Source organism: Nonomuraea sp. NPDC002799, from assembly GCF_053592075.1.
Genome location: NZ_JBSFVA010000050.1, coordinates 1 through 21,608, shown reverse-complemented (window position 1 = coordinate 21,608; position 21,608 = coordinate 1). Strand labels below are relative to the sequence as shown.

18 protein-coding genes are annotated in these 21,608 nt (G+C 72.3%); 11 read left to right on the top strand and 7 right to left on the bottom strand.

Annotated features, from left to right (window positions below; all coding sequences use genetic code 11):
• Position 1 precedes the first annotated feature (1 nt).
• Positions 2-1,174, bottom strand: a complete 1,173-nt coding sequence (locus ACWD0F_RS46570; RefSeq protein WP_449888750.1) for a CynX/NimT family MFS transporter — start codon at positions 1,172-1,174, stop codon at positions 2-4.
• A gap of 68 nt (positions 1,175-1,242) precedes the next feature.
• Between ACWD0F_RS46570 and ACWD0F_RS46565 the strand changes: the two genes are divergently transcribed.
• Positions 1,243-2,235 (top strand): LacI family DNA-binding transcriptional regulator, encoded by a 993-nt coding sequence (locus tag ACWD0F_RS46565; RefSeq protein ID WP_449888748.1) that lies wholly within the window; start codon positions 1,243-1,245, stop codon positions 2,233-2,235.
• A gap of 94 nt (positions 2,236-2,329) precedes the next feature.
• Here ACWD0F_RS46565 and ACWD0F_RS46560 read toward each other — a convergent pair whose 3' ends face one another.
• Positions 2,330-3,532, bottom strand: a complete 1,203-nt coding sequence (locus tag ACWD0F_RS46560; RefSeq protein WP_449888746.1) for an MFS transporter — start codon at positions 3,530-3,532, stop codon at positions 2,330-2,332.
• Between the two features lie 59 nt (positions 3,533-3,591).
• Between ACWD0F_RS46560 and ACWD0F_RS46555 the strand changes: the two genes are divergently transcribed.
• The 9 genes from ACWD0F_RS46555 (at position 3,592) to ACWD0F_RS46515 (ending at position 13,500) form a co-directional block, all read left to right on the top strand.
• Positions 3,592-4,563, top strand: coding sequence for a DUF5937 family protein (locus ACWD0F_RS46555; RefSeq protein ID WP_449888744.1), 972 nt, complete (start codon positions 3,592-3,594; stop codon positions 4,561-4,563).
• An 82-nt stretch (positions 4,564-4,645) separates the two neighbouring features.
• Positions 4,646-5,614, top strand: coding sequence for a sugar-binding transcriptional regulator (locus ACWD0F_RS46550; RefSeq protein ID WP_449888742.1), 969 nt, complete (start codon positions 4,646-4,648; stop codon positions 5,612-5,614).
• Between the two features lie 146 nt (positions 5,615-5,760).
• Positions 5,761-6,855 (top strand): ABC transporter substrate-binding protein, encoded by a 1,095-nt coding sequence (locus ACWD0F_RS46545; protein ID WP_449888740.1) that lies wholly within the window; start codon positions 5,761-5,763, stop codon positions 6,853-6,855.
• An 8-nt stretch (positions 6,856-6,863) separates the two neighbouring features.
• On the top strand, positions 6,864-7,673 hold the full coding sequence (locus ACWD0F_RS46540; RefSeq protein WP_449888739.1) for an ATP-binding cassette domain-containing protein: 810 nt from the start codon (positions 6,864-6,866) through the stop codon (positions 7,671-7,673).
• Positions 7,670-8,902 (top strand): sugar ABC transporter permease, encoded by a 1,233-nt coding sequence (locus ACWD0F_RS46535; RefSeq protein ID WP_449888737.1) that lies wholly within the window; start codon positions 7,670-7,672, stop codon positions 8,900-8,902. Before ACWD0F_RS46540 ends, ACWD0F_RS46535 begins: the two co-directional genes overlap by 4 nt.
• Positions 8,902-10,389 carry an FGGY family carbohydrate kinase gene (locus tag ACWD0F_RS46530; RefSeq protein WP_449888735.1) on the top strand — a complete coding sequence of 496 codons (1,488 nt, stop codon included), beginning with the start codon at positions 8,902-8,904 and terminating at the stop codon, positions 10,387-10,389. The genes ACWD0F_RS46535 and ACWD0F_RS46530 overlap by 1 nt, the downstream gene beginning before the upstream one ends.
• A complete protein-coding gene (locus tag ACWD0F_RS46525) occupies positions 10,386-11,888 on the top strand; it encodes an FGGY-family carbohydrate kinase (protein WP_449888734.1) in 1,503 nt (500 codons plus the stop codon). The genes ACWD0F_RS46530 and ACWD0F_RS46525 overlap by 4 nt, the downstream gene beginning before the upstream one ends.
• Complete coding sequence (locus tag ACWD0F_RS46520) at positions 11,885-12,499, top strand: histidine phosphatase family protein (RefSeq protein ID WP_449888733.1); 615 nt, start codon at positions 11,885-11,887, stop codon at positions 12,497-12,499. Before ACWD0F_RS46525 ends, ACWD0F_RS46520 begins: the two co-directional genes overlap by 4 nt.
• On the top strand, positions 12,496-13,500 hold the full coding sequence (locus tag ACWD0F_RS46515; RefSeq protein ID WP_449888731.1) for a 2-hydroxyacid dehydrogenase: 1,005 nt from the start codon (positions 12,496-12,498) through the stop codon (positions 13,498-13,500). The genes ACWD0F_RS46520 and ACWD0F_RS46515 overlap by 4 nt, the downstream gene beginning before the upstream one ends.
• Positions 13,501-13,503: 3 nt before the next feature.
• On the opposite strand, the gene ACWD0F_RS46510 is transcribed toward ACWD0F_RS46515, so the two are convergent.
• The 5 genes from ACWD0F_RS46510 to ACWD0F_RS46490 all read right to left on the bottom strand — a co-directional run bounded on the left by ACWD0F_RS46510 (position 13,504) and on the right by ACWD0F_RS46490 (position 20,215).
• Positions 13,504-14,361 (bottom strand): carbohydrate ABC transporter permease, encoded by an 858-nt coding sequence (locus ACWD0F_RS46510; RefSeq protein ID WP_449888730.1) that lies wholly within the window; start codon positions 14,359-14,361, stop codon positions 13,504-13,506.
• Positions 14,358-15,245: a carbohydrate ABC transporter permease gene (locus tag ACWD0F_RS46505; protein ID WP_449888728.1), complete on the bottom strand. Its 888-nt coding sequence runs from the start codon at positions 15,243-15,245 to the stop codon at positions 14,358-14,360. The genes ACWD0F_RS46510 and ACWD0F_RS46505 overlap by 4 nt, the downstream gene beginning before the upstream one ends.
• A 49-nt stretch (positions 15,246-15,294) precedes the next feature.
• Complete coding sequence (locus ACWD0F_RS46500) at positions 15,295-16,590, bottom strand: ABC transporter substrate-binding protein (protein ID WP_449888726.1); 1,296 nt, start codon at positions 16,588-16,590, stop codon at positions 15,295-15,297.
• A 139-nt stretch (positions 16,591-16,729) separates the two neighbouring features.
• A complete protein-coding gene (locus tag ACWD0F_RS46495) occupies positions 16,730-17,503 on the bottom strand; it encodes an AMP-binding protein (protein WP_449888724.1) in 774 nt (257 codons plus the stop codon).
• 357 nt (positions 17,504-17,860) lie between these two features.
• Positions 17,861-20,215, bottom strand: coding sequence for an ATP-binding protein (locus ACWD0F_RS46490; RefSeq protein WP_449888722.1), 2,355 nt, complete (start codon positions 20,213-20,215; stop codon positions 17,861-17,863).
• Between the two features lie 94 nt (positions 20,216-20,309).
• Here ACWD0F_RS46490 and ACWD0F_RS46485 point away from each other — a divergent pair.
• Positions 20,310-21,608 (top strand): ATP-binding cassette domain-containing protein (locus ACWD0F_RS46485; RefSeq protein ID WP_449888720.1); only part of this gene is annotated, 1,299 nt, incomplete at its 3' end.

Here is a 21,608-nt window from a genome sequence, read left to right as displayed (position 1 = left end):
CCTAAGAGTCGCCCTTGCCCAAAGTAGCAGGGCGACCGGCCAGCCAACCGGCCGCGATCTGCAGCACGAGCACGCCCAGCCCGGCCAGCAGCGGCGCCGACCAGCCGCCGGAGAGCTGCCGCAGGAGCCCGAACAGCAGCGGCCCCACCGCCGCGATCACGTAACCGACGGACTGGGCCACGGCTGACAGCGCCGTCACGGTGGCCGGGTCGGCCGGCCGCAGCGCGATGATCAGCAGCGCCAGCGCGAACGAGGCGCCCTGCCCGATCCCCAGCACGATCATCCACAACCAGGGGGCGGCCATGGGGGCCAGCAACAGGCCGAGGTATCCCAGCACGGTCAGCACGCCCGCCCCGACCACGTAGGACACCTGCGACTCCCGCCGGCCGGCCAGCATGGGGACCGCGAGCGAGGTGACGACCTGGACCAGGTTGGTCAGGCTGAGCAGGTATCCGGCCTGGTCGGCGGGGAGGCCGGACTCGACGAAGATCGTCGGGAGCCAGGCCAGCATGACGTAGAACGTCAGCGACTGCAGACCCATCAGCGCCGTCACGTACCAGGTCACCCTGCTGCGCAACACCGTGCCGAACGGCCTGGGCCCGTTCTGCGCCCCGGCCGGCCGGCGGATCGCCTGCGGCAGCCAGAGCAGCGCCGCCGCCAGCGCGGGCACGGCCAGCAGCACCGAGACGCCGCGCCAGCCGAACCCCGTGGCCCGTTCCAGCGGGATGACCGCGCCGGAGGCGATGGTCGCGCCGGCCACCACCGAGGAGACGTACACGCCGGTCAGGAGGTTGACCCGGGAGGGGAAGTGCTGCTTGACGACGCCGGGCATGGAGACGTTCATGACGGCGATCGCGGTGGCGGCGAGGGCGGAGCCGAGGTAGAGCGCGGGCGCGCCGTCGAGAGCGCGCAGCGTCACGCCCGCCGCGATGACGAGCAGGCCCGCGAGCAGCGTGCGGTCGAGCCCGACGCGGCGCGCGAGCAGCGGCGTGACCGGCCCGAACACCCCCAGGCAGACCACCATGACGGTGGTGATCGCGCCGCCGCCGGCGGGCGAGAGTCCGACGTCGTCCATGATCTCGTCGAGCAGCGGGGAGACGCCCGCGATGGCTGGGCGCAGGTTGAGCGCCGCCAGGACGAACCCGGCCACGAGTAAGGCGGATCTGAACGACATAGGGGAACACTCTCGCACAGCGTCCTGACAACGTTGTCTGCCCGTGCCGAGTGAGAAATGATCCAGACGTGAGACCGACCATGAAGGACGTCGCCTCCGCAGCGGGCGTGGCGCTCAAGACCGTCTCGCGGGTGGTGAACGGGGAGCCCGGCGTGCAGCCGGCCACGGCCGAGCGGGTGCGCGCGGCCATCCTCCGGCTGGGCTACAGCCGCAACGAGAGCGCGCGGGTGCTCCGCCGGGGCACGACGTCCACCATCGGGCTGGTCATCGAGGACGTCGCCGACCCCTTCTACGCCGGGCTGGGCCGGGCCGTGGAGGAGGTGGCCATCGAGCACGGCTGCCTGCTGCTGAGCGCGTCGTCCGGGGAGGAGCCGGGCCGGGAGCGGGAGCTGGTCGAGACGTTCTGCGCGCGCCGGGTGGACGGGCTGATCATGGTGCCCGCCGGCGGCGATCACACGTACCTGCGGCCGGAGCTGGCGGCGGGCACGCCCGTCGTGTTCGCCGACCGGCCGCCGGGAGCGGGGATCGACCTGGACACCGTGCTGACCGACAACGTGAACGGGGCCGAGCAGGCGGTCCGCCACCTGCTGGGTCACGGCCACCATCGGATCGCCTTCCTCGGCGATGACCCGGCGATCTTCACGGCCGCCGAGCGGCTCCAGGGTTACCGCGAGGCGCTGGGCGGGCTGTTCGACCGGCGGCTGGTGTCGATGCGCGCGCCGGCGGCGGAGACGGTGCGCGCGGACCTGTCCCGCATGTTCGCCCTGGACCAGCCGCCGACGGCGCTGTTCACCGGCAACGGCCGCTACACGGTGACCGTCCTGCGGGCGCTGCGCGGGCGGCGGGTGGCGCTGGTCGGGTTCGACGACTTCGAGCTGGCCGACCTGCTCGACCCGGGCGTGACCGTGGTGGCGCAGGACCCGTCCTGGATGGGGCGGGTGGCGGCCGAGCTGCTGTTCCGCCGGCTGCGCGGCGACTCGGGGCCGCCGGAGCACATCCAGCTCCCGGTCCGGCTCATCTCCCGCGGCTCCGGCGAGATCTCACCGTACGGGCTGCATTGACCGGCCCGTCCCAAGCTGACGCGGACCCTCCCAAACTCATCCGGTCTCCCCTAGCTCACCCGGCCCCTCCCAAGCGCACGCGGCCTTCCCGAGCTCACCGCCGTGGATCCGGCGTGAGTCCGGCGGGCGCCGGGCGCAGCGCTTTGGCCAGCGCCAGCGCCACCAGCACGCCGGCGCCGCCGGCCACCGCGATGGCGTGCCCCGGCGCGATCACCTCCCCCAGCCCGCCGACCAGCGCCGCCCCGGCCGCCTGCCCGGTCATCAGCCCGGACGACTGCAGCCCGAACGCCTGCCCCCGCACCTCCTCGGGCACCGAGTCCACGAACCGCCGCTGCAACCCGAGCTGGTAGGCCAGCCCCGCGGTCGCCACCGCCGCCAGCACCGCGGCCCACCCGATCCCCGGCGCGAGCGCGAAGCCCAGCCAGGGCACCCCGAGCAGCACCGCCAGCGGCAACGACAACCGCTCACGCAACGCCGGCGCCGCGAACCGGCCCACCGCGAACTCCCCCGCCGCCATCCCCGCGGCCGCCGCCGCGAGCACCATCCCCGCCTGCCCCTGCCCGCCCAGGTAGGGCACGACCATCGCCTCGGCCCCCGCCACGCACACGCACGGCAGCCACGCCGCCAGCAGCAGCCCGCGGACCTGCCCGTCGGCCAGCAGCCGCCGGTTCACCCGCAACGTCTCGCGCACCGCCCCGCCCCCGGCCGTGCCCCGCGCGGGCCGGTGCGGCAACCCGGCCCGCAACACCACGGCGGCCACCACGGACAACGCCGCCGTCACGGCCAGCGCCCCGGACGGCCCCGCGAAGGCCAGGAACGCGCCCCCGGCCGCCAGCCCGACGATCTGCGCGCTCGCCGAGGCGACGTTGAGCAGCGACCGCCCGAGCACGAACAGGTCCCCGGGCAGCACGTCCGGCAACATCGCCGCCCGCGCCGCGAAGAACACCGGTGAGAACAGCCCCGTGACCAGGACGAGCGCCAGCATCGCCCACACCGGCAACCCCGCGTACGCCAGCAGCAGGCACGTCACCGCCCGGACCACCTCACCGGCCACCATGAGCGCCCGGGGCGCCAGCCGGTCGGCCAGCGAGAGCAGGAACAGCCCGCCCACGATGAACGGCAACCAGCCGGCCATGTACGCGGCGGCCGACAGGCCGGGTGAGCCGGTCCGCGTGTACACCAGCACGGACAGGGCCAGCATCTTGATCGTGTCCCCGCCGACCAGCAGCACGAAGCTGCCGGACAACACCCTGAACTCCTTGACGGCGAACACCTCGCCGAACGTCGCAGCCTTCACGGTCACGATGGTGCGAGCAGGCGGCCCAACGAGGCGATCCTTTCGGATATAACCGAAAGGTGCCGGTGCGAATCGAGGTCGTCCCCCAGGATCTGATGGCCAGCAGGTTCGCGATCTCCCCGCTGATCGAGACCATGCACGCGCAGTGGGTGCTGACGGGCCGCTACCAGGCGGGCATGAACGGCCCGTGGGTGGCGCGGTGGCGTGAGACGTACGAGGGGCTGGCGCGGGCCCGCCCCATGTTGCGGGCGGCGGCCGTGGTCAGCGGCAACAGGGGCGACGCGAACGTCGACTTCATCGCCCCGCCGCCGACGGCGGTGGACGTGCCGTTCGAGGCGGAATTGGCCGCCATGCGCGCGACGCCGCTGGCGCAGGCGCACGCGGAGATCGCCAGGGTGCTGGCCAAGCGGCCCCGGGTCGCCGGCTGGGCCAGGGACCTGCTGCTGGGCCCCCGGGTGGTCGAGCTGTTCGCGGACGCCTACGAGGCGCTCTGGACGGAGGTCCTGTCCCACGACTGGCCGCGCTTCAAGGCGATCCTGCAGCGGGACGTGGCGCAGCGGGCCGGCCGGCTGGCCGCCTACGGCTGGCAGGCGGCGCTGGAGGACCTCAGCCCCCGCGTCCACTGGCGGGCCGGCCACATCGAGGTGGACATGTCCAGCGCCGGGCTGCACCGGCTCGACGGCAAGGGCCTGCTCTTCCTGCCCTCGGTCTTCATGACCAGCGTCGGCACCTATCTGGAGGACGACTGGCCGTACGCGCTGGTCTACCCCGCGCGGGGCCTCGCCGCCACGCCGCCCGCACCCGACGCCGACCTGTCGGCGCTGATCGGCCGCAGCCGGGCCCGCATCCTGGCCGAGCTGGCCGAACCCGCCACGACCACCCAGCTCGCGGCCCTGCTCGGGCAGAGCCTGGGCACCACGGGCGGCCATCTGGCGGCGCTGCGCAGGACGGGCCTGATCGCGGGCACCCGCGTCGGCCGCGGTGTCCTGTACGCGCGCACATCCCTCGGCGACGCCCTGGTCTACGGCTAGCCTTCATCGGACAGCACAAAGCTATAGTGGTTGCGCATCAGTTCTGCAAACTTGTTCACGGCACGCACCCAGGAGCGCCCGCATGAATGCCGCCGACGGCGCACCCGACGCGCAGCAGGCCCGGTTCCCCCACGAGCTGATGTACGCGGCGGCGCAGCAGTACTACATGGAGGACGCCACGCAGGGCGACATCGCCAAGCGGCTCGGCGTCAGCAGGGCCACGGTCAGCCGGCTGCTCACCGAGGCCCGCAGGCAGGGCATCGTCGAGATCAAGGTGCACCGCCCGGCCACCCTGGCGGACGGCCCGCTGGCAGCCGAGGTGGCGCGCGCGCTCGACCTGCGGCACGTCTACCTGGTCCCCAAGGTCAGCGGGCCCACCCTCGGCCCGTGGCTGGCCCCCGGTGTGGCCCGCGCGCTGGCGCAGGTCGGCCTGGAGTCGGGCGACGTCGTGCTGGTCTCCTCCGGCACCACGGTCTACGAGTGCGCCCGCGAGGGCCTGGGCCGCTATCCGGGGGTCACGATCGCGCCCGCGGTCGGCGGCCAGGAGGAGCCCCAGCCCTGGTTCCAGACCAACGAGACCACCCGCATCCTGGCCGAGCGCGTCGGCGGCGTGCCCGCCTACCTCTACGCGCCCGCGCTGCCGGGGCCCGAGTTGTTCTACTCGCTCCAGCACGAGCCGTCCGTGCGCCGGGTCATGGACCTGTGGGCGCACGCCAAGTGCGCCGTCGTGGGCGTCGGCTCGGCGCCCCTGATGCGGCAGGTGGTGCCCGCGTTCATGCCGCGTGACGCCGACAGCCTGCGCCGGGCCGTGGGCGACGTGTGCATGCGGGTCTACGACCGCGACGGCGCCCCCATCGTCTATCCGGGCAGCGAGCGGCTGGTGGCCCCCAAGCTGGAGGAGCTGCGCCGCCTTCCGCACACGATCGCGGTCGCGGTCGGCGCCGAGAAGGTCCTGTCGATCGTCGCCGGGGCCCGGGGCGGCTACTTCAACCAGCTCGTCACGGATGCCCCGACGGCAGAGGGCCTGGTGGCGGCTGCCCGCCAGCTCTGAACAGATGTGCTGGACAAAGTTTCCGGCAGCGCGCTAACGTGAGCCGCACCACAGGACGTGCCCTTTTGTGAGGACATGTCCCTGCCTCGGGGGCAGCGAGCGTCATGAACCCGTCTGTGAGGACGTAGCGAGTGAGGAACCAACCCGTGAACAGAGCTCAGATGCGGACCACCACGTTCGCCGCAGTGGCAGTGCTCGCAGGCTCGGTGCTGGCCGCCTGCGGCTCCGGCTCCACCGGCTCGACCGGCTCGACCGGCGGCACGAGCGGCGGCGGGACCGAGAACGCCAAGGTCGCCTTCCTCATGCCCGACCTCGCCTCGACCCGATACGAGCTGCAGGACAAGCCGCTGTTCGAGGCCAAGATGAAGCAGCTCTGCCCGAGTTGCGAGGTCATCTACCAGAACGCCGACTCCGACGCCGCCAAGCAGCAACAACAGGCCAACTCCGCGCTCGCCCAGGGCGTCAAGGCCATCGTGATCGACCCGGTCGACTCCGCCGCCGCGGCCACCATCGTCAAGTCGGCCCAGGCGCAGCAGGTCCCGGTCATCGCCTACGACCGGCCGGTCCCGGCCACGCCCGCCGACTACTACATCTCGTTCGACAACGAGAAGATCGGCGCGCTGATCGCGCAGTCCCTGGTCGACCACCTCAAGAAGGAGAACGCCGAAGGCGGCATCCTCCAGGTGAACGGCTCCCCCACCGACGCGGCTGCCCAGCTCATCAAGAAGGGCATCCACAGCGCGGTCGACCCGAGCGGCTTCAAGCTGCTGGCGGAGTACGACACCCCCGAGTGGCAGCCGGAGAAGGCCCAGACCTGGGTCAGCGGCCAGATCACCCAGTTCAAGGACCAGATCGTGGGCGTCGTCGCGGCCAATGACGGCACCGGCGGCGGCTCGATCGCCGCGTTCAAGGCCGCGGGCGTGAAGGTGCCGCCGGTCACCGGCAATGACGCCGAGGTGGCCGCCGCCCAGCGGATCATCGCGGGCGACCAGTACAACACGATCTCCAAGCCGATCAAGATCGTGGCCGAGGCCGCGGCGAACACCGCCTACGGCTTCCTCCAGGGTCAGAAGCCCGCCGGCAAGACCACGCTCTACAACACACCGTCGGAGCTGTTCGTCCCGACGGTCGTCACCACCGACAACATCAAGGAAGTGTTGTTCGACAGCGGCATCATGAAGGCCGCGGACGTGTGCTCGGGCGACTACGCCAAGGGCTGCGAAGAGCTCGGCATCAAGTAGGAGAGCCGATGACCGTCCTTTCCCTGCGGGGGATCAGCAAGACCTTCGGCGCGGTGGCCGCGCTCACCGACATCGAGCTCGACGTCGCCGCGGGCCAGGTCGTCGCCGTCGTCGGGGACAACGGCGCGGGCAAGTCCACGCTGGTCAAGATCCTGTCGGGCGTGCACCCGCCCGACTCGGGCACGATCACGTTCGAGGGCCGCGAGGTCGAGATCCCGGCCCCGGCCGCCGCGCACAAGCTCGGCATCGCCACCGTCTTCCAGGACCTGGCGCTCTGCGAGAACCTCAACGTGATCCAGAACCTGTTCCTCGGCCAGGAGATCCGCCCGCTGCGGCTGAACGACGTGGCCATGGAGACACGCTCGTGGGAGCTGCTCCGGCAGCTCTCCGCCAAGATCCCGAGCGTGCGGGTGCCGGTCGCGGCGCTGTCGGGCGGCCAGCGGCAGACGGTGGCCATCGCCAGGTCGCTGCTCGGCGACCCGAAGGTCATCATCCTCGACGAGCCCACCGCCGCCCTCGGCGTCGCGCAGACGGCCGAGGTGCTCAACCTGGTCGAGCGGCTGCGCGAGAACGGCCTGGGCGTCGTCATGATCAGTCACAACATGGCGGACGTGAAGGCCGTGGCCGACACCGTGGCGGTGTTGCGGCTCGGCCGCAACAACGGCGTGTTCGACGTGGACAAGGTCTCCGCCGAGGACATCATCGCCGCCATCACCGGCGCCACCGACAACGCGGTGTCCAGGCGGGCGGCGCGCGACGGAACGCCGCCGGGCGCCCCTCAGGGCACGAACGCCGCGCAGGAAGGACAGCCGTCGTGAGCACCATCGCCACCGACCGCCAGGACGAGCGGCTCAAGGACCGGGAAGGGCTGCGCGGCGCGTTCGCCGACGTGGTCGCCCGGGCCAGGGGCGGCGACCTCGGCGTCATCCCCGTCGTGGTCGGGCTCGTGGTCATCTGGACGGTTCTGCAGATCCTCAACCCGATCTTCCTGTCCAGCGCGAACCTGGTGAACCTCACCCTCGAATCCGCCGCCGTCGGCATCATCGCGCTCGGCATCGTGTGCGTGCTGCTCGTCGGCCAGATCGACCTGTCCGTGGGCTCGGTCAGCGGGTTGTCGGGCGCGGTGCTCGCGGTGCTCTTCGTGGGCCAGGGCCTGCCGGTCTGGCTGGCGATCGGGGCCGCGGTGATCCTGGGCGCGGTCATCGGCTGGATCTACGGGCAGCTCTTCAACCGGTTCGGCGTGCCGAGCTTCGTGATCACGCTGGCCGGGCTGCTGGCCTTCCTCGGGCTCCAGCTCTACGTGCTGGGCACCAAGGGCTCGATCAACCTGCCCTTCGACTCGGGGCTGGTCAACTTCGCCCAGCTCGACTTCGTGCCGGCCTGGTTGTCGTACACGTTCGCGCTGATCGCGGCCGGCTGGCTGTTCGCCAGCGGCTTCCTGCACGCCCGGCAGCGGCGCGCGGCCGGGTTGTCGGCCAGAAGCGTCTCCACGCTGGTCCTGCGGAGCGCGGCGCTGCTGGTCGTGCTGGCGTTCGTGGTCTGGTACCTCGGGCAGACGCGCGGCGTCGGCTGGATGTTCGTCTTCTTCGTGGCGCTGGTGCTGATCATGCACTACCTGCTGTCCCGGACGAAGTGGGGCAGAGCGGTCTACGCGGTCGGCGGCAACGTCGAGGCCGCGCGCCGGGCCGGCATCAACGTCAAGGCCGTCTACACCTCGGTGTTCGTGCTCTGCTCGACGTTCGCGGCGGTCGGCGGCATCCTGGCCGCGGCCAGGCTCGCGGCGGCCAACCAGAGCAGCGGCTCGGGCGACGTCAACCTCAACGCCATCGCGGCGGCCGTGATCGGCGGGACGAGCCTGTTCGGCGGGCGCGGCACCGCGTTCGGCGCGCTGCTCGGCATCATCGTGATCCAGTCCATCTCCAGCGGCCTCACCCTGCTCAACCTGGACTCCTCGATCCGCTTCGTGGTCACCGGCGCCGTGCTCCTGCTCGCGGTCATCGTCGACTCCGTGTCGCGCCGGTCGAGGACCTCCCACGGCAGGGCCTGATGGCGATCATCTGCGTGGACGCGGGGACCACGGTCATCAAGGCGGTCGGGTACGACTCCTCCGGCGCGGAGGCGGTCGTCGCCCGGCGGCCGACCGTGGTCGCCAGGCCCGCGCCCGGCCACGCCGAGCAGGACATGGGCGCGGTCTGGGACGCGGTCGCCGAGACGGTGCGCGAGGTCGCGGCCCAGCTCGGCGACGTCGACTTCGTGGCCGTGACGGCCCAGGGCGACGGCTGCTGGCCGGTCGGCGCCGGCGGCGACCCGACCGGTCCCGCGATCCTCTGGAACGACGCCAGGGCCGCCTCGACGGTGGACGCCTGGACCCGCTCGGGCCTGGCCGAGGAAGCCTTCCGCAGCAACGGCTCCTCCGCCGCGTCCGGGTTGCCGCACGCCATCCTGACCTGGCTGCGCGCCCACGACCCCGGCCGGCTCGACCGGTCCAGCGCCATGCTGACCTGCGGTGGCTGGATCTTCGCGCGCATGACCGGCGAGCTCGTGGCCGAGGAGTCCGACGCCTCGGCGCCGTTCATGGACCTGCGCCGGCGGGCCTACTCCCCCGAGCTGATCACCCTGTTCGGGCTGGAGTGGGCCGAGCGGCTGCTGCCGCCGATCCGCTCCTGCCCCGTCGCCGAGCTCACCCCGGCCGGCGCCGCGGCGCTCGGCCTGCCCGCCGGGATCCCGGTCGTGCTGGCCCCCTACGACATCGCCACGACCGCGCTGGGCTCCGGCGCGGTACGGGCCGGCCAGGCGTGCGGCATCCTCGGCACCACGCTCTGCACCGAGGTCATCGTCGACTCCCCCGACCTGGCGGGCGACCCGACCGGCATCACGATCGCGCTGCCCGGGAGCTATCTGCGGGCCTTCCCCACCTTCGCCGGCACGGAGGTCGTCCAGTGGACCTGCCGCCTGCTGGGCCTGGCCGGCCCGGAGGAGCTGAGCGAGCTGGCCCTGCGGAGCTCGCCGGGCGCGGGCGGGCTGACGTTCCTGCCGTACCTGTCGCCGGCCGGTGAGCGGGCGCCCTTCTCCGACCCGCTGGCCCGGGGCTCGATGCTGGGCCTGTCGTTCGAGCACGGCCGCGAGGACGTGGCGCGGGCGGTGCTCGAAGGGCTCACGATGGTCATCAGGGACTGCCTGGCGGCCACCGGGGCGACCCCGACGGAGTTGCGGGTGTGCGGCGGCGGCTCGGCCAGCACCACCTGGCTGGGGCTGATCGCCGACGTCACCGGGCTGCCCGTGCGCCGCTCGGCCGACGCCGAGGTGGGGGCGCGGGGGGCCTACCTGGTGGGGCTGGCCGCCACCGGCGCCGCCCCGTCCGTCGCGGACGCGGCCACCCGGCACGTACGCCTGCGCGACGCGGTCGAGCCCGATCCCGCGCGGCGGCTGCGCTACGCGGAGCTTTTCGACGACTTCCTTACCCTGCGCGGGAACAGCGCGGGCACGTGGCCGTTGCTGGCCGGAATGCGCGACCGTGATGGGGACCGTACATGAGCGTGTGGATCGGCATCGACCTCGGGACGCAGAGCGTGCGCGCGATGGCCGTCACCGGCGACGGCGAGGTGCTCGGCTCGGCGAGCCGGGCGCTGACCAGCCGCCGGGACGGCCCCCGGCACGAGCAGGACCCCGAGGAGTGGTGGCGTGAGCTGGCCGCCGCCACCCGGGAGGCGCTGCGGGACGTGCCGCCGTCGCGGGTGGCGGGAGTGGCGGTGGACGCGACCTCGGGAACGGTCCTGCTCGCGGACGCCGCCGGCCGGGCGCTGACCCCCGCCCTCATGTACGACGACCGGCGCGCCGGCGCGGAGCGGGTCAACGAGGTGGGCGCGCGGGTCTGGGAGCGCCTCGGCTACCGGCGCATGCAGCCCAACTGGGGGCTGCCGAAGGTGTTGTGGCTGCTCCAGGACGCCCCCGCCGGAGCCCGGCTGGCGCACCAGAACGACTTCGTCAACCGCCGCCTGGTCGGGCACGAGGTGGCCACCGACCTGAGCAACGCACTCAAGACCGGCGTCGACCTGATCGACGAGCGCTGGCCCGACGAGGTCCTCGACCTGGTGCCCGCGCGGGTCCTGCCCGAGGTCGTCCGCCCCGGCACCCGGCTCGGCGTGGTCTGCCGGGCGGCCGCCGAGCAGACCGGCCTCCCCGAGGGCACCCCGGTGATCGCCGGGACCACGGACGGCTGCGCGGCCCAGCTCGGCGCGGGCGCGCTGAAGGCCGGAAGCTGGAACTCGGTGCTCGGCACGACGCTGGTGCTGAAGGGCGTCACCAAGGAGCTGATCCACGACCCGCTCGGCGTGGTGTACTCGCACCGCGCCCCGGACGGATCATGGTTGCCGGGCGGCGCGTCGAGCACGGGCGCGGGCGTCCTGACCCGCGACCTGCCCGGCCGCGACCTCGGCGCGCTGAGCGAACAGGCCGCGGCCCGCTACAGCGGCCGCCAGGACGCGCCGCCTGCCCCTTACCGGGGCCGCCACAGCACCCGCCCGGACGCGCCGCCTGCCCGGACGCGCCCGGGCGGGCCACCCGCCGTCACCTATCCGCTGGTGTCGCGCGGCGAGCGCTTCCCGTTCGCCGCGCCCGGCGCCGAGGGCTTCACGCTCGGCGAACCGGCCGACGACGTCGAGCGTTACGCCGCGATCCTGCTCGGCGCCGCCTTCGTCGAACGCCTCTGCTTCGACTACCTCGACCTGCTCGGCGCCCCCGTGGACGGCGAGATCATCCTGACCGGCGGCGCGACGAAGAGCGCCTACTGGACCCAGCTCAGAGCGGACGTCCTGGGACGTCCCGTGACGTTGCGGGAGAACGCCGAGCCCGCCCTGGGCATGGCCGTCCTGGCGGGCGGCGATCCCGCCCGCATGATCAGGACCCGTGCCGTCGTCGAGCCGTCCGGGGCCGACCTGCGCGAGCCGTACCTGCGCTTCGTCGCCGAGCTGGAGCGGCGCGGCTGGCTCGACACGACAGCGGCGCGACACGCCCGCGAGAGGACCGCCCCATGACCGACCTCGTGCTCGTCCGCCACGGCGAGACCGTCTGGCACGCCGAGAACCGCTACGCCGGCGTCAGCGACGTCGAGCTGACCCCGCGCGGCCTCGAACAGGCCGCCCAGCTCGCCCACTGGGCCAAGAGCGCGGACCTGGACGGCGTCTGGGCGTCCACGCTCAGCCGCTCCAGGATCACCGCCGAGGAGAGCGCCACCGCGGCGGTCCTGCCGTTGCGCGTCGACCCCCGGCTGCGCGAGCTGGACTTCGGCGAGGGAGAGGGCCTGACCTCCGCGGAGATGCAGGCCCGCTTTCCCGAGGCCCGCGCCGCGTTCGAGTCCGATCCCGGCCGGCATCCGCTGCCCGGCGGTGAGGACCCGCACCGGGCCGCCGCCCGTTTCATCGAAGCCCTGACCGACATCGCCGCCGCGCGTCCTGACGGACGCGTGCTGGTGGTGGCGCACACGACCGCCATCCGGCTCGCCCTGTGCGCCTTGATCGGCGTGCCGCTCGGCGAGTACCGGCGGTTGTTCCCGCGTCTGGACAACTGCGCGCTGACGGAGTTGCGCCTGCGCGACGGGCGGGCCGCGATGTTGCAGTACAACTCCCCGATTGGAGCCGTTCGTTGACCATCCAGGTCCTTGCCGCAGGCGATCTCTTCGTCCAGAACCGCCTGATCATCGACGCCCTCAGACGCGAGGTCCCCGGAGAGGTGGACGTCCGCGAGCTGACGCTGCCGTGGCCGGTGCAGCCGTTCGGCCGGGTGGGCGAGGTCGACGAGGCCTCGGACGTGGAGGACGAGCTGATCGAGGCGCTGCGCGGCGTCGAGGTCTGCGTGACCCAGATGGCCCCGTTGACCCGGCGGGTCCTGGACGCCTCCCCTGATCTGCGGCTGTTCTGCATCAGCCGGGGCGGGCCGGTCAACGCCAACCTGGAGGCGGCCGCCAAGGCGGGGGTCGCGGTGACGTTCGCGCCGGGCCGCAACGCCGTGGCCACCGCCGAGCACACGCTCGCCATGTTGCTCGCCGCCACCCGCCGCATCCCGCAGACGCACGCCGACCTGGCCGGGGGCGTGTGGCGGGGCGACTACTACACCTACGACAACGTCGGCCCCGAGCTGGAGGGCAACACGGTCGGCCTGGTCGGCTACGGCGCGATCGGCCGCCGGGTGGCCCGCATGCTCGAAGGCTTCGGCGCGACCGTGCTCGTCCACGACCCGTACGTGGACCTGCCGAACCGGGTGGAGCTGGACGAGCTGCTCCGGCGCTCTTCCTTCGTCTCCCTGCACGCCCGCGCCACCCCGGAGACCACCGGCATGATCGGCGCGGCCGAGATCGCGGCCATGCCCGGCGGCTCGGTCCTGGTCAACTGCGCCAGGGGCGCGCTGGTCGACTACGACGCCGTGTGCGACGCGCTGGAGTCGGGCCATCTGTTCGGGGCCGCGATGGACGTCTTCCCCGAGGAGCCCATCCCGGCGGGCTCGCGCCTGCTCACCGTCCCCAACCTGGTGATGACCCCGCACCTGGCCGGGGCCAGCAAGGAGACGGCGATGAAGGCGGCCTCGATCGTGGCCGCCGACGTGGCCCGCTACGTGCGCGGCGAGCCGCTCGCCCACCTGGCGACCCCGTAGGCGCTACCCCTTCAGCGCCCCTGCCATCAGCCCGCGCATGAAGAACCGCCCCAGCAGCACGTAGATCAGCATCGTCGGGATCGAGGCCAGGACCGCCGCCGCCATCTGCTGGCTGTAGGGGGTGGCCTGCGCCCCGGCGATGTTGTTCAGCATCACGGTCGCCGGCCAGCTCGTCGGCCCGGTCAGGAAGACGGCGAACAGGAAGTCGTTCCACAGGGAGGTGAACTGCCAGATGATCACCACCGCGATCGCGGGCGCCGACACCGGCAGCACCACCGACCAGTACGCCCGGAGCATCCCGGCCCCGTCCACCCGCGACGCCTCGATCAGCTCGTCGGGAATGGTGACGTAGTAGTTGCGGAAGATCAGCGTGCAGATCGGGATGCCGTAGACCACGTGCGCCAGCACCAGCCCGGGGATGCCGCCGTAGAAGACGCCCGCCAGCCCGGTCTGCTCGTTCAGCCACACGAGCAGCTGCACCAGCGGGATCATCACCCCCTGGTAGGGGATGAACATGCCGAACAGGAACAGCGTGAACAGCACGTCCGCGCCGGGGAAGCGCCACTTGGACAACACGTAGCCGTTCATGGAGCCCAGCGCGCACGACAACAACGAGCCGGGCACCGCCAGCAACACGCTGTTCCACAGTCCGGGGGACAACTTCTCCCAGGCCACCCGCCACGCGTCCACCGTCCACGTCCGCGGCAGGTTCCACGCCTGGCCGGGGTCCGCCTCGGTGAGCGGCTTGAAGCTGGTGACCAGCAGCACGTAGATCGGGATCAGGACGATCACCACGAAGACGACCAGCAGGCCGAACCGGGCCCAGGCGAATCCCGCTTTACGCCCGGCCACCGCCGTCATGAGCGCTTCTCCTTACGCACGGACCAGATCAGGTACGGAATCACGAAGACCGCCACGCTCAGCACGATGTAAGAGGCGATCGTGGCCCCCTTGGCCGGATCGTGCGAGTCGAACACCGCCACCCACATGAACACCGCCGGCACGTCGGTGATGATCTGCTTGCCGGACACGGCCACGATCAGGTCGAACACCTTGAGCGAGATGTGCCCCAGGATGATCAGCGCGGACAGGGTCACCGGCCGGAGCAGGGGCAGCACCACATACCGGTAGACGGCCCACTCGTTGCCGCCGTCCACCCTGGCGGCCTCCCGCAACTCCTCGGGCACGCCACGGAAGCCCGCCAGGAAGAGCGCCATGATGTATCCGGACATCTGCCAGACCGCGGGCAGCGCCATCGCGGCCATCCCCCAGTCCGGATCCCGGAACCACTGCCACTGCGGCAGCCCGATCCAGTCGAACAGCCGGTTCAGCCCGACCGCCCGCTCCTCCGTCCCCGAGTTCATCAGCCAGCGCCACACGATCCCGGTGGCGACGAACGAGATGGCCATCGGGAACAGGTAGATCGCCCGGAAGGTGCCCTCGCCCCTGATCCCCTTCTCCATGAGGAAGGCCAGCAGCCATCCCAGCACCAGCGCCCCCACCACGAACGAGATCGTGAACACGATCGCGTGGTTCACCGAGAGGTGCCAGCGGGGCTGGTCCCAGATGTCGACGAAGTTCTGCGGCCCGACGAACTTCCCCTCGGACACCTCATCGTGTTTGTCCGTCATGGCCAGCCGGAAGTTCCAGCCCAGCATGCCGTACACGAAGACGCCGATCAGGATGATCGACGGGGTGACGAGGAGGAGCCCGGGCAGCCAGGTGCGCGCCCGCCTCACAAGCATTCCCTCCCATGGGTACGGCGGACGCGCTCGCCCGCCGTACCCGGACGATCTACTGGGCGTTGGACTTGGCCGCGTCGGACAGCCCCTGCTGCAGGGCCTTGACGTCCTTGCTGCCGATGAACAGCCCGACCGCCTCGGTGATCGAGGCCAGCCACGGCTGGTTCACCGACACGCCGTGCTGGATGGACCCGGCGAGCTTGTTGCTCGACCAGTCCTTCACCGCGTCGGCCAGATAGTCGGTGTAGAGCGCCTGGTCGGCGTCCTTGCGGGCGGGGATGGAGCCCTTCTTGGGGTTGAAGGCGTCCTGGCCCTCCTTGCTGGCCGCGACCTTCAGCCAGGCGACGGCCCCGTCACGGTTCTTCGCGCCCTTGGGCAGGGTGAAGCTGTCGGACAGCCACATGTACGTGCCCACGGTCCCGGGCGCGGGCGCCCAGTCGAAGTCGCTCTTCGACGTCTTGCCCAGGCCGCCCTCGGGCGGGTTGTGGAAGTAGCCGTAGGCCCAGTCGCCCATGACGTTGAACGCGGCCTCGCCGTCGGCGACCTGCTTGGCCGCGGGCTGCCAGTCGTCCTGCGGGTCGCCCGCGTACGTCAGGATCTTGGCGAAGCTCTGCAGCGCCGCGGTGACCTGCGGGCTGTTCCAGTCGGCGCCGGGCTTGAACAGCGCGTTGTAGCCGTCGGTGCCCAGCGAGCCGAGCAGCACGTTCTCCAGCAGGTGCGTGACGGTCCACTCGGAGCCGATGGACAGCGGGATCTTGCCCTTGGCCTTGACCTTCTCCAGGGCGGCGATGAACTCCTCGATCGTCGCGGGCGCGGCGGCCACGCCGGCGTCCTTGAGCACGGCCGGGTTGAACCACAGGACGTTGGACCGGTGGATGTTGACCGGCACGGAGTAGATCTTGCCGGCGACGCTGATCTGCTCGACGAGCTGGGCCGGGAAGACGTCCTTGAGCTTCAGCTCGTCATAGAGGAAGGTCAGGTCCTCCAGGTTGCCCGCCTTGATGTAGCCCTGCAGCTCGGCGCCGGCGTGTCCTTGGAAGGTGTCGGGCGGCGTGCTGGCCTGGAGTTTCGACTGCAGCAGCGCCTTGGCCTTGTCGCCCGAGCCGCCGGCCACCGCGGCGTCGAAGAAGGTGAGGTTCGGATTCTGTTGCTCGAAGATCTTCCGCATCGCCTGCAGGCCGTCGGCCTCACCGGGGCCCGTCCACCAGGAGAAGACCTCAACCTGCGTCTTCCCGCCGCCACCGGCCGCGGGACTCTGGGCCGTCTGCCCGCCACCACCGCCGCCGCAGGCCGCCAGGCCCAGCACGCTGACCATCGTGATCGAGACGACCGCTAACCACCGTCGCATCGCACACCATCCCTTCGAAGCCCCCCGAAGTAGGTGATCCTTGACAACGTTGTCAACAACGGCTATCAACCCACTCCGGGCAACACGCCGTCAAGGGATGGGCGCATAACAGCTCCGCATCCTCGAGGGTCCGCCCCGCTCAGCGCAGGCGCTCCAGCACGCCCTCCGGGCTCGTCACCACGGTGACGCTGAAGTCGTAGCTGGTGCCGGGCAGATCGCCGTCACCCGCGGCGACCACCAGCGCTCCCTTGGACACGCCCAGCCCGACCAGGGCGGGCAGGTCACCGCCGGCGTCGGGCCGCCACGTGGTCAGCACCACGTCGGACTCCGCCAGGCGGACGGGGAGGTCGAGCTCGGCCATCCTGGCCAGCAGGTCGCCGTGCGACAGAAGACGGCCGTCGGCCAGCGCGAGGGCGTCCTGGCGCTTGGCGTCGAGCGTGGGCAGCGCCGTGGGCTCCAGCGTGAGCAGGCCGCGGAAGTCGATCGTGTCGAGTGCCGCGCCGATCGAGATCACCTGGCGCACCCGGGACTCGTCCGCCGCCAGGACCGCCGTCTCGGCCAGATCGGGCGTGGTGATCAGGGTCCGCGCGTCGCACCGCCGCAACCAGCAGGCCATCTCCCGTACGCCGAGCGCGGGATCGACCGGCGCCACCACCCCGCCGGCCGCCAGCACCGTGTGCACGGCCAGCGTCTGCGCGCCCGCGGTCGAGACGTGCACGCCCACCACCTGGTCGCGCCTGGCGCCCCTGCGCACCAGCCCGGAGGCCGCCCTGGTCACCTCGTTCACCAGTTTGCGGTAGCCGTAGACATGACCGCCGCGCAGGTCGATGAGCGCCGGCCGGTCGCCTCTCTCGTAGGCCCGGCGGAACACCTCGTGGATCACGGTGCCGGTGGTCGAGGCGGTGCGTTTCATGCCCGACAACGTACGGCGGCCAGGGTCGCCGCAACATCCACCGATGTATGTAGGCCGCTGTGCATTTGACGTGGACCACCACGCAGGCGAGGGCGGGCCCGAGCCCTGCGCGGCTCGAGCCCGCGGTCACGTGTCCGGAGCCGGACCCCCACCCCTCCGAGGAGGCCCGGCCCCACGCGGACGCGTGACGTCCCCTGCCGATCGGCCGCCGCGACCCCGTCGCGAGGGGCGAGGAGCGCTCGGTGCGGTCGATCTCACGGAAACGGTAGGCGGGCGAAGGGGGTCGGCACATGCGCTGACATGGCCATCCCACGGTGTAGGCGGGCGGACCCCGAGATGTGTAGAGAGGTTCGCGGATCAGCGGGTCTCGATCACCCAGGCGGCGATCTGTGTACGCGTGGCGAAGCCCAGCTTGGCCAGCATGTTGGCCACGTGGCGGGCCACCGTCGCCGGGCTGATGACGAGCTCGTCGGCGATCGCCCGGTTGCTGAGCCCTCTGGCGACCAGCTCGGCGATCTCGCGCTCCCTGGGCGTGAGCCTGCAGCCCTGGTCGGCGGGGACGACCGGCTCCGGCGGCAGCACGGGCAGCGAGCCGTCGAGCGCGCAGGTCACCGCCTGGTCGGCGGTCATGCCCGTGCCCTCGGCCCACAACACGTCCACGACGCCCGCGCCGAGCCTGGTCCGCGCGGGGCGCAGCACCTCCTCGGTCCGCGCGTCCGGCGGCCGGCCGCGCAGCGCCACCGACGCGGCGGCCAGCAACACCGCGCGGCGGTGATCGCCCTCGGCCGCGACCAGCCCGGCCCACGCCGCGAGCCGCCGGCCGATGCTCGCGCGCAGCCCGGCGTCGCGGCTGAGCACCAGCGCCTCGGTCAGCCTGGCCCTGGCCTCCGCGAGGTCGCCCTCGTCCAGCGCCACCCGGCCGAGCCCGGCCAGGCAGCTCACGACCTGCTGCCTGGCGTCCACGCGGCGCAGCAGGCGCAGCCCCGACTCGTAGTGCCGCTTGGCGGTCGCGGTGTCGCCCGAGCGCCTGGCCACCTGGGCCAGGCCGATGTGGCTGAAGGACTGGCCGTAGTGGTTGTCGAGCTCCTCGGTGATCGACAGGACCTCCTCGAACGCCCGCTGCGCCTCGTGCAGGCGGCCCTGATGCAGGCCGAACGTGCCCCTGGCGCCGTGGGCCATCGACTCCAGGACGCGGTCGCCCGACCGGCCGGCCGCCTCCAGCGCACGGGTCAGGGCTTCCTGCTCGCCGGTGAGGTGGGCCAGCACGATCATGCCGAGGGCCTCGCCGTAGACGTCCTTGGCCATGGCGCACAGGCCGAGCCCGGCTCGGACGGAGCGCTCCGCCGGCTCCCAGTCGCCCGCCGCCAGCGCCAGCTCGCCGCGGAGCACCATGGCCTGCCCGCGCAGCGCGGGCGGCACCTGGGGCGCGTCGAGCGCCAGCAGCCGGTCCAGCCGCTCGGCCAGGTCGAGCTTGCGCCCGCTGCCGATCAGCAGGAAGCGGGTGTCGGTGAGCAGGCCGAGCGCGGTCTCCGGCAGGCCGATCGCGATCGACCAGTCGCAGGCCGCCACGACCTCGGACTTGAGCCCGTCGAACAGGTTCACGAAGCGCTCGACCACCGACCAGGACGTGCGCGTGCCCGGCGCGAGGACCGCCTTGAACCGCTCCGCCATCCTGGCCAGCGCCGTCAGGTGCCGGCGCCGCAGCTCGGTCTCCTCACCGGACTCCGTGAGCTGTTCGAGCGCGTATTCGCGGACGGTCTCCAGCAGGCGGTAGCGGGCGTGGCCGGCGATCTCGCCGTCGAGGGCGATCAGCGACTTGTCGACCAGGTCGCAGAGCCGCAGCAGCACCTCCTCCTCGGGCAGCCCGGGGCCGGAGCAGACGGCTTCGGCCAGGTCGAGGGTCCAGGAGGAGCGGAAGACGGCGGTCCTGCGCAGCAGCAGCCGCTCCTGCGGGGTGAGCAGCCGGTAGCTCCAGTCGACCGCCGCCCTGAGCGTGCGATGCCGGGCGGGAGCCGTACGGGCGCCGCCGGCCAGCAGCCTGAACCGGTCGTCGAGCCGCTCGACGAGCTGGCCGACGGACAGGACCCGGACCAGGGCGGCGGCCAGCTCGATCGCCAGCGGTAACCCGTCGAGCGCCTGGCACAACTCCATGACCAGGGGAAACGTCTCGGCGTCCAGCTCGAAGCCGGGCCTGGCGGCGGCGGCCCTGGCCACGAAGAGCCGCACCGCCTCGCTCTCCGCCCCGGCCACCGACAGCGGCGGCACCCGCCACACCGTCTCGCCCGGCACGCGCAGCGGCTCGCGGCTGGTGGCCAGCACGGTGAGGCCGGGACAGGCGCCGACCAGGTCGCGGCAGAGCTCGGCGCACTCCCCGACCACGGTCTCGCAGTTGTCGAGCACCAGCAGCACGCGCCGGCCGCCGATCGTCTCGGCCAGGTCGCCCGCGATGCCGAGCGCGGCGGCGACGTGCCCCCTGAGCTCGCCCTTCTCCAGGTCGGCCAGCTCGACCAGCCAGCCGCCGCCGGGATGGTCCCGGGCTATCGCCGTGGTCAGCCGCAGCGCGAGGCGGGTCTTCCCGATGCCGCCGGCGCCGCAGAGGGTCACGACACGGGAGACACGCATCAGGTGGACGAGCTCATCCACATCGGACTCCCGGCCCACGAACGTGTTCGGCTCGGCCGGCAGGTTGCTGAAGTCGCCTGATCGCAGCATCACTGTGAGTGTGCCATCAACTACGCCGCGCGCCCAGATCGGCGGCGCGACATATTGGGTGGAGAAAGCCCGGCCCCGTGGGCACACTCACATCATGGCCGATGAGCCGCTGGAGCTCGGGGAGATCTCCTTCTCCGACTGGCACGCCCACACGGACAAGCTGGCGGAGGTCGGGTTCCTGACCATCGCCAGGCAGTTGCCCGCGCTCGCCGGCCAGGCGATGCGCATGGCCTGGCTGGCCAGCCCGCGCGACACCGTGGCCACGATCACGCTCAACCTCCTGGGCGGCGTGTTCACCGCCTTCGGCCTGCTGGCGACGACCGGCGTGCTGAGCGCGCTGTTCAGCGAGGGCCCCACCCCCGGCCGGGTGGTGGCCGCGCTGCCCAGCCTCGCCCTGGTGGGCGCCGCCGCGGTGTTGCGCACGACGACGCAGGCCGGCGCCGGCTGGGCGCAGGCGCGTCTCGACCCCCAGGTCAGCCGCCTGACCGAGGAGCGGCTCTACGGCCTGACCAGCCGCGTCAGCCTGGTGGCCTACGACGACCCGGACTTTCACGACGCCCTGCAGCGGGCCAGGCTGCGCGGCGTCGCCATGGCCGACTCGGTGGTCACCTCCGCGATCAACGTGGTGACGGCCGCCGTCGGCATCGCCGCCGTGGCCGGCGTGCTCGGCGTCCTGCATCCGGTGCTGGTCCCGCTGCTCCTGCTGGCGGTGCTGCCCGACGCGTGGGCCATGGTCCGCGGCGCCAAGATGCGCTACGCCACCCTCTACGCCCTCATCCCGGCCAACCGCCGCAAGTGGATCATCGCCGAGCTGCTGGCCGACCGCGCGCCGGCGGCCGAGGTGCGCTCGTTCACGATGCGCGGCTTCCTGCTGCGCATGTACGACGCGGTCGCCAAGGCCGAGCAGGACGTCATGCTGGTCCTGGCCAGGCGGCAGACCGTGGCCAGGCTCGTGGGCGAGGCGCTGGGCGGCGTCGGCACCGGCCTGGTCTACGGCGCCCTGGGCCTGCTGCTGGCCTTCGCCGCCATCCCGCTGGCCGTCGCGGGCACGGCGGTGCTGGCGATCCGCTCCGCCCAGCAGTCCCTGAGCAACCTGATCTTCGCCACCAACCGCCTCTACGAGGAGGGCCTCTACTTCACCGACTTCCTGGAGTTCTGCGCCGACGCCGAGCGGCGCGTGGCGGGCGCGCGGCAGCAGGAGATGCCGGCCGGGTTCGAGCGCATCGCGGCGCACGACGTCACCTTCACCTATCCCGGCGCGGAGGAGCCCGCCCTGCGCGAGGTGTCCATCGAGATCGAACAGGGCGAGGTCATCGCCTTCGTCGGCGAGAACGGCTCAGGCAAGACCACCCTCGCCAAAATCCTGTCCGGCCTCTACGAACCCGACACCGGC